This is a genomic window from Henriciella sp., assembly GCF_029937755.1.
Taxonomy (GTDB): domain Bacteria; phylum Pseudomonadota; class Alphaproteobacteria; order Caulobacterales; family Hyphomonadaceae; genus Henriciella.
The window spans coordinates 255,262-271,184 of the sequence record NZ_JAPYPG010000006.1; the positions used below are offsets into that span (position 1 = coordinate 255,262).

The 15,923-nt window shown below is 52.0% G+C and carries 11 protein-coding genes and 2 pseudogenes; 8 read left to right on the forward strand and 5 right to left on the reverse strand.

Annotated elements, in window-relative coordinates; translation table 11 throughout:
• The first annotated feature begins 176 nt into the window (after nucleotides 1-176).
• Both Q1K29_RS14305 and Q1K29_RS14310 read left to right on the forward strand, forming a co-directional pair.
• The gene (locus Q1K29_RS14305; protein WP_018147834.1) at nucleotides 177-617 is read left to right on the forward strand and encodes a hypothetical protein; all 441 of its coding nucleotides are present in this window, start codon (nucleotides 177-179) and stop codon (nucleotides 615-617) included.
• Nucleotides 618-936: 319 nt separating this feature from the next.
• A complete protein-coding gene (locus Q1K29_RS14310) occupies nucleotides 937-3,396 on the forward strand; it encodes a TonB-dependent receptor (RefSeq protein WP_026180628.1) in 2,460 nt (819 codons plus the stop codon).
• A gap of 193 nt (nucleotides 3,397-3,589) precedes the next feature.
• Here the strand turns inward: Q1K29_RS14310 and Q1K29_RS14315 are convergent, their stop codons facing one another.
• Nucleotides 3,590-4,111 carry a MarR family transcriptional regulator gene (locus tag Q1K29_RS14315; RefSeq protein WP_018147832.1) on the reverse strand — a complete coding sequence of 174 codons (522 nt, stop codon included), beginning with the start codon at nucleotides 4,109-4,111 and terminating at the stop codon, nucleotides 3,590-3,592.
• Between the two features lie 419 nt (nucleotides 4,112-4,530).
• Between Q1K29_RS14315 and Q1K29_RS14320 the strand changes: the two genes are divergently transcribed.
• From Q1K29_RS14320 to Q1K29_RS14330, 3 genes and pseudogenes are all read left to right on the forward strand, one after another.
• Nucleotides 4,531-7,452 (forward strand): TonB-dependent receptor, encoded by a 2,922-nt coding sequence (locus tag Q1K29_RS14320; protein WP_300395775.1) that lies wholly within the window; start codon nucleotides 4,531-4,533, stop codon nucleotides 7,450-7,452.
• 149 nt (nucleotides 7,453-7,601) lie between these two features.
• A pseudogene (locus Q1K29_RS14325) lies at nucleotides 7,602-7,751 on the forward strand (IS6 family transposase); the annotation flags it as partial.
• Nucleotides 7,752-7,878: 127 nt separating this feature from the next.
• Complete coding sequence (locus Q1K29_RS14330) at nucleotides 7,879-8,562, forward strand: IS6 family transposase (protein ID WP_300395776.1); 684 nt, start codon at nucleotides 7,879-7,881, stop codon at nucleotides 8,560-8,562.
• Nucleotides 8,563-8,719: 157 nt separating this feature from the next.
• Here the strand turns inward: Q1K29_RS14330 and Q1K29_RS14335 are convergent, their stop codons facing one another.
• From Q1K29_RS14335 to Q1K29_RS14350, 4 genes are read right to left on the reverse strand one after another with little or no spacing between them, the layout of a single operon-like run.
• The gene (locus tag Q1K29_RS14335) at nucleotides 8,720-11,863 is read right to left on the reverse strand and encodes an efflux RND transporter permease subunit (protein ID WP_300395777.1); all 3,144 of its coding nucleotides are present in this window, start codon (nucleotides 11,861-11,863) and stop codon (nucleotides 8,720-8,722) included.
• Nucleotides 11,860-12,972: an efflux RND transporter periplasmic adaptor subunit gene (locus Q1K29_RS14340; RefSeq protein WP_300395778.1), complete on the reverse strand. Its 1,113-nt coding sequence runs from the start codon at nucleotides 12,970-12,972 to the stop codon at nucleotides 11,860-11,862. Before Q1K29_RS14340 ends, Q1K29_RS14335 begins: the two co-directional genes overlap by 4 nt.
• Entirely contained in the window at nucleotides 12,969-13,391 is a 423-nt protein-coding gene (locus Q1K29_RS14345) for a PaaI family thioesterase (RefSeq protein ID WP_018147826.1), read from the reverse strand. The genes Q1K29_RS14340 and Q1K29_RS14345 overlap by 4 nt, the downstream gene beginning before the upstream one ends.
• Entirely contained in the window at nucleotides 13,388-14,266 is an 879-nt protein-coding gene (locus tag Q1K29_RS14350; protein WP_300395779.1) for an alpha/beta hydrolase, read from the reverse strand. Before Q1K29_RS14350 ends, Q1K29_RS14345 begins: the two co-directional genes overlap by 4 nt.
• Nucleotides 14,267-14,343: 77 nt before the next feature.
• On the opposite strand from Q1K29_RS14350, the gene Q1K29_RS14355 reads away from it, so the two are divergent.
• From Q1K29_RS14355 to Q1K29_RS14365, 3 genes and pseudogenes are all read left to right on the forward strand, one after another.
• A complete protein-coding gene (locus Q1K29_RS14355; RefSeq protein WP_300395780.1) occupies nucleotides 14,344-14,811 on the forward strand; it encodes a MarR family transcriptional regulator in 468 nt (155 codons plus the stop codon).
• Nucleotides 14,812-14,901: 90 nt separating this feature from the next.
• A pseudogene (locus tag Q1K29_RS14360) lies at nucleotides 14,902-15,075 on the forward strand (IS6 family transposase); the annotation flags it as partial.
• A gap of 51 nt (nucleotides 15,076-15,126) precedes the next feature.
• Nucleotides 15,127-15,831, forward strand: a complete 705-nt coding sequence (locus tag Q1K29_RS14365) for an IS6 family transposase (RefSeq protein WP_300395781.1) — start codon at nucleotides 15,127-15,129, stop codon at nucleotides 15,829-15,831.
• The last annotated feature ends 92 nt before the right edge of the window (nucleotides 15,832-15,923 follow it).

A 15,923-nucleotide genomic window follows, 5' to 3' on the forward strand; every position in this document is an offset into this window, starting at 1 on the left:
GCCTCTATCGACCGATGAGATGTCCGAAATCTGCGCTGGTGCTTATGGGTTCAAACCACTCAAGACCACCGCATTAAAGTGGCCCTCTAGAGGACGCTTTCCGAGAGCCCCTTTTGGTGTTGCCGACAACCGCTTACATATTGTATGGAGGCATACAATATTGTAGAGGCTCTCGAATGTCTAAACTGACCGAGTTTGAGAAAGCTGCCGTGCCAGGCGTAATGCGGCGTAGGGACATTCAAGTAATATTTGTTGACGCTGTATATGAAGACGGACTGATTATGTCGGCTCTTTCGGCATATGGAATTCCTTATCTTGAAGTCCATGACGAGGCTGGCGAATTCGCCATCGCGCCGACCCTTGATAGCATTCTGAATGATAAGCAGACTGTTTGGGAGACGAGCCGTAGGCAAATTCTGATAAAGGGCAACGTCTCAAGCTTGGGAGTGTCTCATCTTTGTCTTCGTACTCTGAGTTTAGGGTTTGAAGCATTTTTCTGCCCGACTGAATTCGATGAGAGCCAATTAAATTCATTGATTTTACAAAGACTATTGCGGGCAGGTGTTATGCCGGTTCCACTCGAACATCTTTTATCGGAACTTATCGCCGAGCTATGACTGTGTTCAGTTCTGAGTTGTCAAATGTCGAATGCGGCGTCTAAGGGGCGCGCACAAGCTGCCATGCCACACTCGTGTTCGGCTAAGTTCGCCGTCATTTGTTATTCCGCGATTCTGCTCTTGCGCACTGTCTCGCTCCATATCGACAGACTTCTAAATCAAATGCGGCACCAATCGGAGTCGGGGTCACCGGCACAACTACTGGTCGCGCGCCCAATTTTTTGACCTGCGACCATTGGGCCCAACGAAAATACAAAAGTTCTCTTCTAAATAAGTAAGGAGGCATATAGTATGGCGCAAACAAAAGGGAGAGAGATAATTGCCATATCTTAATCGACTGTCGAAGGTCACCGCGTCTGTATCCGGGGCAGTATTGCTGCTGGCCGCAGGTGCGCATGCCCAAGCGGAAGTGAACGAGCAGAACGTTGCGGTCTCAGCAAACAGCGAACCGACCATTCGTCGCCTTGGTGCTGTAACTGTCACAGCGCAAAAGCGCGAGCAAAGCCTACAAGATGTGCCGATCGTCGTGACGGCTTTGTCCGGTGAACTACTGAATGATGCCGGTGTTCAGGACATTAAGGATTTGACGGTAGTGACCCCTGGTCTTCTCGTGACGTCTTCGTCGAAGCAGGCCAATACCACCGCTCGGATCCGTGGCATTGGTACGGTTGGTGACAATCCAGGTCTAGAGAGCTCTGTGGGCGTTGTTGTCGACGGTGTTCCACGTGCCAGGAATGGTGTTTCCTTTGGGGATCTTGGAGAAATCGAGCGCATCGAAGTCCTTAAAGGACCGCAAGGAACCTTGTTTGGTAAATCGACCTCTGCGGGCGTTATCAACGTTGTTACAAAGAAGCCCTCCAATGAGTTTGGATCCATCTGGGAAGTTGGAATCGGCAATGAAGGCTTTCTCCGCACGTCCGGAGAAGTTACGGGTCCTTTGTCTGATGCAGTGAGCGGTCGTCTTTACGGGGTCTACGAGGAGCGCGACGGGCTTCTTGATGTGAAAACGGGCAATGGTCCGCGCACCGCAGATGAAACAAGTCAATATGACTTCTACTCCTTCAGGGGGCAGCTTCTTTTCGAACCTTCCAGTGACCTCGAAATCCTTCTTTCGGCCGACTATACCGACCGGGAAGAGGACTGTTGCATGGGGGACTATATAGCGGTGGACCCAGCGCGTGGTCCGCTAATCACCCTGCTGGCAGGCGGCGACGGTGCATCCGCCTTCCCTGTCGATCCGTATGATCGAGTTGCCTTTGCAAATCGTGACGCCACGCAGACGACCGAAGATTGGGGCGTGTCGGCCGACATTTCGTGGCAAAGCGATGTCGGTGAACTAACCTCGATCACATCATATCGCGACTGGGACAATGGTTCCGGACAAGACATGGACTTCAGCGCCGCTGACATCTGGTTCCGCGATTCTGACGAAACCACTGATGCTTTTGCTACGTTCAGCCAGGAAATCCGTCTCGCAGGCGCGACGGACAAACTGGACTGGCTAGTTGGGGCCTACTACGCTAACGAAACGCTTGACCGCACCGATTTCATCAATTTCGGCAATGATTATTTCTTCTACTTTCAGCAATTGCTGCTCGGTGCGAGCGGTGGGGCGTTTAACCTCGCTGCGCTACCCGGCTCCATCTACACAGGTGAGACCAAAGCGACAGAGGATATTTTTAAGCAGGAAGCTGATACGTATGCCATTTTTACCAACAATACGTTTAGCTTCACTGACCAGTTCGATCTTACCGTTGGTCTTCGTTATACGATCGATGAGAAGACGTTGAACTCTGATTTCGATGGAAATGAAGGCAGTTGCTCCACCGCCCTGGCTGTTTTTGGAGCGGCAAATGGTTTAACCCCAACTCTTTGTCTGCCTTGGGTAAACGACAACTTCGTCGGTGTTAGTTCCACTCAAGATCGTTCAGACGAGGATCTTTCCGGTACAGTAAAGGGCTCATACCGCTTCAGTGAAAATCTGATGTCCTACGCATCTTACTCCCGTGGTTACAAGGCCGGGGGCTTCAATTTGGATCGCAGTCAGTTCGGACCCGCAGATCCCGCGCCCTTCCAGCCTAACCTTGACACCGGCTTTGATCCTGAAACCGTGGATGCCTACGAGGTCGGCTTCAAGAGCAATAACGCTGCAAATAGTTTGTTCTTCAACGGTGCCATTTTCTATCAGGAATATAATGATTTTCAGTTAAACACCTTCACCGGAACGAGCTTTATCGTGACATCCGTTCCCGCCGTGATTTCAAAGGGTGCAGAGTTCGATTTCCGATATCTGCCTGAAAAGCTTGAAGGGCTGACACTTCAGGGGGGGCTCGTTTATGCTGAAACGCAGTACGACGATTTTGAAGCAGTGGACTTTTTTGCGCCGCCGCGTTTGCCAGGAAGCACGATTTCATTTGCGCCCCGCTGGTCAGGTACGTTGGCAGTTACATATGAGACCTCTTTTGTCCGCGACTGGGATACGAGATTCAATGTCTCGAGCCGGTACACTTCACGGTATAATACAGGCTCGAACCTCGATCCGCTCAAGGAAGTTGACGACTTGGTCGTGGTCAACGCGAGAATGGGGTTTTATAGCGACAACTCACCGTTTGAGCTGGAGATTTGGGCGCAGAACCTGTTCGATGAAGACTATTATGAGCTAGCCTTTGATACGCCCCTCCAGGGTACCGCGGCTACCCAAACGTCACCGGGTACCGCTGTTGGTGCTTTCCTGGCACCGCCCCTTACCTTCGGTGCAACCGCCCGTCTGCGGTTCTAATCTCAGTATCTTAGACATTAATGCTCTGCTCTTCAAATAACTGAGGGAGCCGAGGGGCTCAGGTCACTGATATTGGAAATATTCGCGATAGTCATGGCGGTATCCGCCGTGACTATCGGTGAATTTGGGTTTCTGATGCCAAGATAATTTAGGGGTGAGCCTTGTTCAGTCGCCATGCCGTCCGATCAATCCGTCAGTCGGTGTCGTTCGCAATGCCCTTATTTGAAGCGTGAGCGCTCATTTCGTTTGCGCGATTGAGATTCAAAATGACTTTTTCCATATAGCTTTTGACATTCAGCAAATCTTCCTCGGTAAATCCTGCAAACACTTCTGTGGCCACATGGGAGCCCGCCTCATCGATTTCCGCCCATTTGACGGATGCTAAACTTGTCGGTACGACTCGCCAGACGCGTCGATCCTTTTCATCAACAATTCTCGCGACATAGCCGCGCCGCTCTAGTTGATCGATTAAGCTTCCGACTGAGGCTCGTCCTAATTCTAGAACCTCAGCCAGTTCGGTTTGAGTGGGCTGTTTTAGCCTAAATACATAAAGCATCGCCCTCCACTGGGCGCGCGTAAGCTTGAGAGAAGCCATGTCGATGTCGAACCGGCGTCGAAGCTCGCGCGAAACGCGACCGATAAGAAAGGTCAGTTCCACACGCTCATTAGCAGCAAAACGTATATCCATTATCGTCGATGATTTTTTTATATTCATTCCAACCACTTCATTTTCTTGTTTTCAGAGAATGGCTGAGTGGTTGTTCCGGTTCAATCGCTAAATCGCATGCGCACCAAAAAGGGCTGGCTAAATGACTTTAGCCAGCAGGTGTATTGGGAAACGCAAAGTGCAGAAGAGGCCTGTCTGTCCATTTGCCGTTTCAATTAACGTCTAGCGGACAAGGCTAACTATCGCTCTTTACAAATCAAGGATCAAGCAACGCACTCAATCATTGATCTAGATACAGTATGGCAGCAGACAATCGGTGTCAATACAAAAAGTGTCCGCTTTGGTTCAGAGAAGACGGGGCTATTAGCCCATTCTCTACCTAATAATAATGTTATGCTTGCATAAAATAGGAAAGTGTTCTTGTCTGATAAAGTCCGCGTAAGACGGACGAAACGAGGGAGGACATTTTGAATTTATCCAGAAAAGCGTTGACAGTTTGCCTGCTTGGTAGCGTCTCAATTTCAAGCTTGGGGGCTGGACTTTCTGCCCAAGCCCAAGACAGCGACAGCGTCAGAACGCTGCAATCGGTGGTTGTGACCACACAGAAGGCTCAGGAATCCGTTCAGGACGTTCCAATTGCAGTTTCAGCGTTCGATGACGAGGCGATCGAGAGACTTCAGCTCACTGGAGGCCCCGATTTAACTAAAGCGGTCCCCAACGTATCCTTCACCAAGGGTCAATTCACCGGTTTCAACTTAAAAATTCGAGGCATTGGCGTAGATGTGGTAGCCACGTCTGGCGACGCTGGTGTCGGTATTCACCAGAACGACGTGCCGCTTCAGTCCAATCGGCTCTTTGAGTCAGAGTTCTTTGACACAGAACGTGTGGAAGTTCTGCGTGGGCCGCAGGGTACATTGTATGGCCGCAACGCAACCGGTGGGGTTTTCAACCTCATAACTGCAAAACCAGTCTTTGGCGAATACCAGGCGGACGCCGCCCTTACCTACGGCAATTACAACACCATCAAAGCCAAAGGCATGGCAAACATCCCATTTGGCGACCGGGTTGCGCTACGTGTTGCCGGATCGCTCACACAGCGTGATGGATATGTTGAAAATTTGGTCACGGGGAATGATGTGGATGACCGGGATCTTTGGTCAGTGCGCGCGACACTAGGATTCGAACCGACCGAATCATTTAGGGGTTGGCTCCTTTACGAGCATTTTGAAGAGGAAGATGCTCGCCTGCGGTCCGGTAAGCAACTGTGCAAGAAAGACCCGCTAGACACTAATTTTGCGGGCATACCAATCGCATTTGAGGATCAGATATATACCTCCCAGGGCTGCCTCAGCGCTCCTTTCTCGGAGTCTCGCGATACAGTGAATTCGGTAGCAACACTTGCAGGTGGCTTGGCTGTAAGGGCTGGACTGCTAAATGGTGATGCGTTCACCGCACCTGCTATCCAGGACCTTAGGACCATCGCGGCTGGGTTCGATCCATTCTACCAGGCCGAACAGGATCTCTGGACACTCAATCTCAGCTGGGACGTCACCGACACACTTGAGTTTACATCGCTAACGAGTCGGAACGAAACATCTGTGATTTCCGTCGAAGATGTTTCCAAAGTCGAGCCCACAATTACATTCAATGACTTTTCCAGCATCCCACCAGGCATCAACCCCTCTATCGATCTTTACAATGCACTTTTCCCTGGCGGCGTAGTCAATGATCCACAAATTGGTCCAAGCAATCTATATACTGTGGCTGACCCGTCCGGCGCGACAAGCGAAGCGTTTACGCAAGAACTGCGCTTGCAATCTGATTTCGACGGCCCCTTCAACTTTAATGTTGGGGCAATTTATATGGATTACGAAGCAGGAAACAGCGATGTAATCGACGGTTACTACTTCGTAAGCAACGCGCTGACCGGACTTTTGCAACTGCACAACGCATCCTTGGCCCAAGGTGGTCCTCCTGCGATCCCTGGCGTACCCTTTCCAGCAAGTTTGGATACGTCGAACGTGGATGGTGATACGAACATTCTGAACTCGCTTAACGGGCTAGGCCGGAATTATTTCAGAACAGTCTCTCCGTATGAGTTGCAGTCTACGGCTCTGTTTGGCGAAACGTATTACGACCTCACCGATGATCTAACGTTCACACTGGGATTGCGTTATACCAAAGACGAGAAATCACAAAAGAACATTCCGACTTATCTGTTTACACCAGATGCGGTGCGGCCGGATCCGACGGCACCCGTTCCGAGCCCGGCAACAGAAGCGGAACTCGATGGAACCGTCGATGGAATCTTCGAAGTAGAATTTGAGGAAGTGACTGGTCGCGCCGGCGTTGATTGGTCGCCAAATTTCTCATTTACAGATGATACTCTGCTTTATGGGTTTTATTCCAGGGGGTATAAGGGCGGTGGGATTAATCCGCCACAGCCCGCGGAAAACGCCAATGCGTTTCCGAACACCTTCGAACCTGAATTTATCAATGCTTACGAGGTGGGAACCAAGAATCTGTTCGCCGAAGGCACGCAGCAACTCAATCTAACCGGCTTTTACTATGACTATACCGACTATCAGATTACTCAGGTAATCAACCGGGCGTCCGTCAACTTTAACGTGGATGCTGAACTGTATGGCTTGGAGGTTGAATATCTCTGGAGCCCTGCAGACAACTGGCTTCTGACCGCCAACTTAGGCTTGCTGGAGACAGAGCTTGTAGATGTATTCGCGATTGACGTTCTGGACCGCACAGCGAGCAACCCAGACTTCGTTGTTATCAAAAACGCAGCCAACTACTCAAACTGTGTTGTATCAGCCCAAGGTTATGCGACCGTGCTAGGCGCGATCGCGGCCGGTCAACTCGCACCCGGCAGTACTGCAGGTCTTTGTCTTGGGAACTTTGCAGGCCAGGAAGCCGCGTTTGGTCTAGGTAATGTATCCTACATGGACGGGGATGGGGCGACCCGTGCGGTCGGTGCTCTCACGCCCTTTGACGGCGTCAATAAAGATTTGCGTGGTAACAACCTTCCTGGCGCACCTGATACCACATTAAACTTGGCCGCAGAATATACTTGGTCCGCACTAGGAAACAGCGACTGGAAATTGACGGTGCGAGGAGATTACTACTATCAGGCAGACAGCTTTTCACGCATCTGGAACGTTGGACGCGATCAGATCGATAGCTGGGAAAACTTCAACCTTTCTCTTGTGTTAGCGAATACAGAATCTGGTCTGCAAATTGAGGCATTTGCGAAGAACCTGTTTGATGAGGAGGTCATTACAGGGGCCTATCTGCAAGATGACAGTCCCGGACTCTACAGCAATGCATTCTTGACTGAGCCAGCCCTTTACGGGGTGACGATTTCAAAGTCGTGGTAGTGTAGATTACATTCAGGCATACCAAGTGGGGCCAAGCCGGTGTTATTTCGGCTTGGCCCGGCATTGTCAGTGACCTGAGCCCCTCGGCTGGTGTTGTCAGGAGAACAGGCCAATTGAACAGGCAAGCCGACCCGACTAGCGTTGCCTGCATGTCCCAAAACCCGTTTCTTTACTTCAAGACATCTCGCGAAATTATCCAGCTCGCGGTCATGCTGTACGTTCGTTTTCCGCTGTCCCTTCGCAACGTCGAAGACCTCCTTCACGAGCGTGGAATTGACGTCTGCCATGAGAGTGTCAGGGGAACTGGCCGATTGAGCCCGTCGGCTGTCTTGGCTAGCATCGCCGGATACCCCGCAATCCATTCCGAGGCATTGTCAGCGCAACCGAGCGATTGAGCGGGTAGGGCAGGTCGGTTAGCGTTTCGGGATGTCCCGAGATCCGTTCCGATATTTCAAAACATCGCCCGAGATCATCCAGCTTGCGGTGATGATGTATGTGCGTTTCCCGCTCTCGCTTCGGAATGTCGAAGATCTTCTGCATGAGCGCGGAGTCGATGTTTGCCATGAAAGTGTGAGGCTGTGGGTCGATCGTTTCGGACCGATGTTTGCGGGCAAGATCCGGGTGCGTCGAGCGAGTTACATGCGCCAGATCACGCAATGGCAGTGGCATCTCGACGAGGTCTTCGTGAAGATCAATGGCGAGACCCACTATCTCTGGCGAGCTGTCGACCATGAGGGCGAAGTCCTCGAGAGCTACGTTACGAAAACACGCGATAAATCAGCGGCTTTGCGGTTCCTGAAGAAAGCAATGAAGCGATACGGCGCGCCAAGGACCGTCGTGACCGATAGGCTGAGATCGTATGGTGCGGCAATGAAAGACATCGGGAACATCGATCGCCAGGAGGTCGGTCGTCACCTCAATAATCGAGCGGAAAATTCGCACTTACCATTCCGCCGACGAGAGCGAGCGATGCTGAGGTTCAGGCGAATGTCCAACCTGCAGAAATTCGCCTCAACCCACGCTTCGTTTCACAATCATTTCAACCTTGATCGCCACATCAACCACCGCCAGACCTTCAAAACGAAACGAGATGCCGCTCTCCTTGAATAGCGTCAGCTTCTGGCTGGATAGGGCAGAGTGCGGCTAGAGTTGCTGGAGACGGGATTGCATTAGACTGACAGCACCTCTCGCTGCCTAAACCGGCATTTTCGTCGACTAGCAGAGACGAGTTTACATTTGTCTGACACACAATCCAGATCGCTCCATGTCACTGATCGATGCGCTGCGCCTGAGTTGGAGAAACACCCGCTCCCCGCTTGCCGGGCACGATCCGGGAAAACAGTCGCCAAATCCACTTTGCAACATTAGCGATATCTCTTGGTATCACGTACGCTGCCGGAACAACGAGTAACGTCAATATCGTTGAAGTGGACAAGCCGCCAATCAGCAATGCTCCCAAGGCGTTTCTCCATTCGGCACCATCCGATGTCGCCAAGGCGACAGGAACCATCCCGAAGATCGCTGAAAGAGCTGTCATTAATACTGGGCGAAGGCGTTCAGGACAGGCTCGTCTGATTGCATCGCCGCTAGGCACGCCCTCTTCCATGAGCTGATTGGCGCGGTCGACAAGAAGAATGCCATTTTTCATCACGATACCCATCAGCCCAATTAGGCCGATCTGGGCAAACAGAGACGATTCCAATCCAAAGTAGTAAAGACCTGCGAACGCGCCGGAAAAACTAAGCGGTGCTGTCAGCATAATGATTAAAGGCTGTACGAAAGAATTGAATTGGCTTGCCAGAACCATGTAGAGAACAATACAGGCAAATAACAGCGCAAATCCGATTGCATCTGCAGTCTCAGCCATGTTCTTAGCCATGCCCCCCATTTCGAATGTTATGCCCGGCGGTGGAGGCACATCGTCAATCATCTGGAGCAGTGCTCCAGAAGCTTCACCCAAGGATGATCCTGTTGCCGTGATCGCCAATACGGACACTTTCCGAGAGCGATCTTTTCTGTCGATCTGCGCAGGTCCGGACGCAAACTGTATCTTTGCAACTGATGCAACATCTACAAGACGACCGTCGACTCCGCGCACTTGAATACGCGATAGATCGCTAATGGTTTCGCGCTGAAGGTCGTCCAATCTCAAGCGCACATCATAACGCTTCCCGCCATCTTCAAAGCTCGCGACGTTGAGACCACCCAGAGCAATGCGGGATGTAGACGCAAGCGTGCGGGCTGAAACACCTTGATCTCCGGCGCGCTGTCGGTTGAATAGGATCTGTGCTTCGGGTCGTCCCGATTGATAACTGGTTCGTGGGTCGGAAAACGCACCGTGCGCCCGCATTCGCTGTACCAGTTCGTCTGCGTAATCTGATATTTCTTCAAGATTTTGGCCTTTTAGAATTAGATCGATGTCCGTTCCACCGGAACCTGTTCCACTCACCCAAGGCACTTCAAGCACCGATGTTTTGACTGCGTCGGGCGCGACCGATGCAATAACAGCGCGAGCTTCGTCCATAATCAAAAATTGAGATTTCGCGCGGTCAGACTTTGGTGTGAGAGAGGCATAAAGGGACAACACATTCGTATCGCTTTGTGCGCCCGCGCCAATCGTGATGAAGATACTTTCAATATGCTCAACGTCTAGCAGTGCTCTCGCAACATTGCTTGCCACTTCACTAGAAGCAGTAATTCCAATTCCTAATGGAAGCTCTATTGTACCTTGAAACTCGCTTCTATCTGCTTTTGAGGTGAAGCCAGACGGCACGCGCGCGGCATACCATCCGCCGACAATTACCGACCCGGCGGCCAAAAGCAGCACAGGATATCGAAAGGTCACCGCCCATGACACGATGTGCCCATAAACACCGTCAACACGGTCCCATAGCAATTCTATCGGGCGGAGCCAGAATGTAGTTTTTCGATGCTTAAGCATTCGCGACGCCAGCATGGGTGTCAAAGTCAAAGCTACAATTAGGGAAACGGTTACAGAGAAGACGATGGCCAAGCCGTACTGGAAGAAAAATCGTCCAACGATACCACCCATAAAAGCGATGGGAACGAAAACTGCGAGCGTGGCCGCCGTCCCGGCCAAGACCGCTAATCCTACCTTTTTCGTACCGTCATAAGCCGCCTGCATAGGTGGCTTGCCGTTCTCAATCTCCGTGGTGACGGATTCAATAACGACTATGGCATCATCAACCAGAAGCCCAATCGCAACGGTCAGCGCTAGTAAGGTCAGCACGTTGATCGTGAAGCCCATCAGATAGAAGCCGAAAAAGGTTGCCACCAGAGAGGTCGGGATCGCAATAGCAACGATAAGGGTCGCGCGAACATTCAAAAGGAAGATAAATGTTACGCCGACCACCAGCCCCATGGCGATCTGCAAGTCATGTCCGACGTCCTTGATCGAACTTTCTACAAATTTCGAAATATCGCGTGTGACGACAATCTCCACACCGTCCGGGGCGAGTGTCCGCAAACGCTCAGCTACAGACTTTACAGCACGCGAAACCTCAACTGTGTTTCGTCCGGCTTGCTTGCGGACATCAAGCGAAACACCGCGCCGACCGTTGAGGAAGGCCGCAGAGCGTTCGTCTTCCAAACCATCTTCCACTCTTGCGACATCGCCAACATGAATTACAACGCCGTTTTCTCGATACGCCACGGGTAGATCTGCGAAATCTGCTGGCGTCGTTGCTTCAGCCAATGTTTTGACGCCGAACTCGCGAGTGCCACCAGCAACTTCTAGCCTCCCGCCTGGAAGCTCAGCATGCTCACTCTGGACAGCCATGCGAACATCATCCGCAGTCACTCCGAATGATCGCATCCGGTTGTTGTCAAGCCAAACGCGGATAGCTCGGTCTCGTCCACCAACAATCGACACCGACCCCACACCCTTGATGCGTTGAATCTCGTCTTTGGCGATATCATCGGCGAAAGCAGTAATCTCCCGGATCGGGATATCACCAGCAATCATAACCGATATTATGGGTGCGGCATCGGGGTCAACTTTATCGACAACCGGTGGGTCAACGTCGCTTGGCAGGTCAGCCAATGCGAGTTGAACCTTATCGCGAACGTCTTGTACTTTTACGTTGATATCGGTTGTCAACGCAAACTCGACTAAGATACTCGAAACGCCTTCGGTACTGAACGATTGCAGGCTTTCGATCCCATCAATCGTGTTGACGTTTTCTTCGATAATATCCGTCACTTCAGATTCTATCGTTTCAGGCGAAGCACCCTCAAGTGTTGTCGTGACAGAAACATACGGGAATTCGACATTTGGAAACAGATCGACACCCAGTCGACCAATGGAAATCCACCCGAGCCCAACGAGCGCGGCAATGATCATGACAGCGAAAACCGGACGTCGAATAGAGGTCTTGACGATCCCCATCATGAAACGTCGGTCTCCACTACCGTGCCGTCACGCATCGCATCTAGAGGGTCGACAACAATTAAGTCGGATTCACTCACGCCCGATAGAATTTCAATTCGAACTGGATCAATATCTCGAAACGTAATCGATGCTCGTCGGGCTCGATCACCATCAACTTTAAAAACATAGGGAGAAGTGCTCGAACCCTGAAGCACTGCCCTAGGCAAAACAAGTGCTGGACGCGGGTCAACGTTCACTTCCGCCCGCACTGATTGCCCCGCTCGCACGGCGCATCCCTCATTCAAAAATGCCATTCTGAATTCGACGGTTCTTGCTTGCGGATCTACTCGATCATTTAGAATAATGATGTCTGATGGGATAGGTGCACTCCGGCCATCGACGTAGAGGTTGCCCTTCAAGCCAAGACGCAACCGACCAACTTCAGATTCCGGCGCAAATAGGATCCCGGCTGCGATCTCGCACTCTTGTATTTGAAGGACCGCCGAATTGCCCATTCCAGAGAAACTATTTGCCATGAAAACGCCTTCGTCGACGTAGCGGGCTGTCACCGCACCATTGAAGGGCGCGCGAACAATCGTATCATCTAGCGCCTGCCGCGCGGTAGCTACTTGAGTGCGGCGAAGCGTGACCTGCGATGCCGCAACCTGAAATGCTGTTTGAACATCTTCGTAAGCAGCTCGCGAGACTGAGCCATCATTGACGAGAACAGAATATCTTTTAAACGCACTTTCGGCATTTGCCGACCCCGCAATTGCAATATCAAGTTGGGCTTCAGCTTCAGAAAGTCGTTGTTGATAGTCGATACGTCGCGTCTGAAACAATGCCTGGCCTTTTTTCACACGGTCACCAACTCCGACATGAATTTTTTCGACTACGCCTTGCGATAGCACGCCAATGTTGCTCGTTTGCTTTGCCGCAATTGTTCCTGACGCGACTAGAGGCTGAGCAAGGTCAATGCGTTCAGCGTTAGTTGTGCTCACTTTAATCGGCGCAATAGTTTTTGGCCTCTCATCTACCGCAACAGCCGTTTGCTCCAGAGGTGGCTCATTTGAGCAAGACGCAAAAAGAAAAACCAAGATAAGCGCGCGGAAAGACAAATACCGGCTCATGCTGACGGCCTAAGCATCCGATAGGCCCCTCTGCCACTCGAAAGCAAATCGCCGTCACTGCTGTAAACACTGGCCTCCGCCACGGATAGGGTAGCTCCGAGGCGAACCACCTTTCCGACAATTGTAAGCGGGCCAGGCGTTGCAAGTTGATGATAGTCAACACGTAAATCTGCCGTTGCTAGAGGCATATTTCCAGTCGCAATCAAAGCGTAAAACCCCGTCAGGTCGATCAGCGCGGCGAGCACACCGCCATGCGCGGACTCTACCTTCGGGTTTGATACGAGTTCGTCGCGCCAAGGCATAGACAGTTTGATTTCATCCGCGCCTGTTTCGGTCACGGTGAGTCCGAGCCAGCGATGAAACGGAGCCGCTTCTAATGCCTGCTGAACGAAAGCGAGATCAGGCAGAGTTGCACTCATGCTTCAACAACTTCCGAATGCTGGCGCAGAAAATTACTGACAGCCGTGGTGAATACATCGTTGTTGTCGCCAGCCACCATGTGTCGCGCACCAGCAACATCTGTGAAGTGGGCTTGAGGCAATAAAGCCTGGAATTTTTGCACTGAGGCCTCCGAGACAAGCTCACTCATGCGTCCACGCACCAAATGAACAGGAACAGTGATGTTGCGTACCGATTGCTCAAGGTCCCCAGCTCTCTCGACGGCTGATCGCTTCATAACCCCTTGAATGAAGGCCGGGTCCCAATGCCAACGCCAGCGTTTGTCCTGACCTTGCCGAAGGTTTTTGCGCAAGCCGTCAAGATCTGTCGGTCGGGGCCTGTGAGGTAAATATTGCGCGATAACATCTGCGGCCTCCTCCAGCGTCGCAAATCCATCCACGCTATGCTCGGCCATAAAGCCGATTATCTTTGCGACGCCGCTAGCTTCCATGTTTGGCGTAATGTCCACCAAAGTGATTGAAGCAAAAGCTTTTGGTTGCAGCATGCCAGCACCGACCATGGCACCGAGCCCGCCGAGCGAGGCGCCGACAATGTGAGGTGCACGCCCTTCGTCGCTTAGCTGCTCCGCGACAGCGACCAGATCACGCCCGAAGGCCTCCAGAGAATAGTCGCCATCCTCAGCCCATTCGCTATCTCCGTGCCCTCGAAGATCTAGGGCAATAGAATAAAATCCTTGCTGACCAAGCGATCTGGCTGCGCCTTTCCACGCATGGCGAGTCTGACCACCTCCGTGAGCAAATATTACAGTTGGCGCAGAGTTCTGACCGTAAGCGGAATAGGTCAGTGTCAGACCACTTGCTTGGATTTCTCGCTCGCAACCGTCATTCATAGCCATAATAAATTCCCTAAAATATTATTGTTATAATCCTAAATGGAAGGTAACTCACAAATAAAGTAAACCGGAATGATATTTTGAAAATTCCAATTGCCGAAAATAGCTTTGTCGGACGCATGGGGGATGATGAGCGAGTGAATCTCAGCTTTTTGCTGGCAGAAGTTACTCGCTTGTTGCGAGCGGCCTTTGATCAGGAAATGGAGCGGCTGGACTTAACGCGGTCACAGTGGCACGCCTTGATTTACGTACTCAGGCTGAAGGCAGCGTCTCAAACCCAACTTGCCGAGGCATTAGAAGTTGCCCGTCCATCTGTTGGCACACTGATCGATCAGTTGGAGAAATCCGGCTACGTAACGCGTGAGGCTGACACGCAGGATCGTCGTATTTGGCGAGTGGTGCCGACAGAGTTTGCGTTGGCGAGATCAGAAGAGATCGCGCGCCTCGCCGAAAGTGTTGCTAACAATGCCTTTGGCGGTCTGTCTCAAGAGCAAATAGAGGCAGCGTCATCAGTGATCCAGGTCATTAGACAAAACCTGGCTAGCTGACATTCGATCTGACCCAGCCCGTGATTCGGACGGCATTGTCAGCGCAACCGAGCGATTGAGCGGGTAGGGCAGGTCGGTTAGCGTTTCGGGATGTCCCGAGATCCGTTCCGATATTTCAAAACATCGCCCGAGATCATCCAGCTTGCGGTGATGATGTATGTGCGCTTTCCGCTTTCTTTGCGGAATGTCGAAGACCTCCTGCATGAGCGCGGCATCGACGTCTGCCATGAGAGCGTGCGGCTCTGGGTCGACCGGTTCGGTCCGAGGCATTGTCAGGGGAACCGGCCCTTAACCGGAGTTAGATAGCTGGGTTGAATGACCAACTCGCCTTTTCGCTACTTTAAGACGTCGCCTGAGATCATCCAGCTAGCGGTGATGATGTACGTCCGTTTCCCGCTCTCGCTTCGGAACGTCGAAGACCTCCTGCACGAGCGTGGAATCGATATCTGCCACGAGAGTGTCAGGAAGTGGGTCGACCGGTTCGGTCCGATGTTCGCTGGCAAGATCAGAGTGAAGCGAGCCAGCTACATGCGCCAGATCCCGCAATGGCAGTGGCACCTGGACGAGGTCTTTGTGAAGATCAACGGCGAGACCCATTACCTCTGGCGCGCTGTCGATCATGAGGGCGAGGTTCTCGAAAGCTATGTTACAAAAACCCGTGATAAAACAGCGGCCTTGCGGTTCCTGAGAAAAGCGATGAAGCGCTACGGCGCACCGCGGACTGTCGTCACCGACCGACTCAGGTCCTATGGCGCTGCCATGAAAGACATCGGTAATATCGACCGCCAGGAGGTCGGTCGCCATCTGAACAATCGGGCCGAAAACTCGCATCTACCGTTCCGGCGAAGAGAGCGGGCGATGCTGAGGTTCAGGCGAATGTCGAACCTGCAGAAATTCGCTTCGACCCACGCCTCTTTCTATAATCATTTCAACCTAGACCGCCACATCAACCGCCGCCAGACTTTCAAATCCCAGCGTGATGCCGCTCTCCTCGAATGGCGTCAGCTTTTAGCTGGATAGGGACGGCGCGCCTAAAGCTGCTGGAGACGGGTTCGCATTAGACTGATGGGGTGGACGGCCCCTCCCACCGGCATCGTGATGTGCCATGCTGG

What these genes read in the sequence shown, in the direction of transcription:
- Q1K29_RS14350 (WP_300395779.1), bottom strand. Translation starts at nt 14,266, where the DNA reads ATGGCTATGAATGACGGTTGCGAGCGAGAAATCCAAGCAAGTGGTCTG.
- Q1K29_RS14315 (WP_018147832.1), bottom strand. Translation starts at nt 4,111, where the DNA reads ATGAATATAAAAAAATCATCGACGATAATGGATATACGTTTTGCTGCT.
- Q1K29_RS14365 (WP_300395781.1), top strand. Translation starts at nt 15,127, where the DNA reads ATGACCAACTCGCCTTTTCGCTACTTTAAGACGTCGCCTGAGATCATC.
- Q1K29_RS14345 (WP_018147826.1), bottom strand. Translation starts at nt 13,391, where the DNA reads ATGAGTGCAACTCTGCCTGATCTCGCTTTCGTTCAGCAGGCATTAGAA.
- Q1K29_RS14330 (WP_300395776.1), top strand. Translation starts at nt 7,879, where the DNA reads ATGTCCCGAGATCCGTTCCGATATTTCAAAACATCGCCCGAGATCATC.
- Q1K29_RS14305 (WP_018147834.1), top strand. Translation starts at nt 177, where the DNA reads ATGTCTAAACTGACCGAGTTTGAGAAAGCTGCCGTGCCAGGCGTAATG.
- Q1K29_RS14335 (WP_300395777.1), bottom strand. Translation starts at nt 11,863, where the DNA reads ATGATGGGGATCGTCAAGACCTCTATTCGACGTCCGGTTTTCGCTGTC.
- Q1K29_RS14340 (WP_300395778.1), bottom strand. Translation starts at nt 12,972, where the DNA reads ATGAGCCGGTATTTGTCTTTCCGCGCGCTTATCTTGGTTTTTCTTTTT.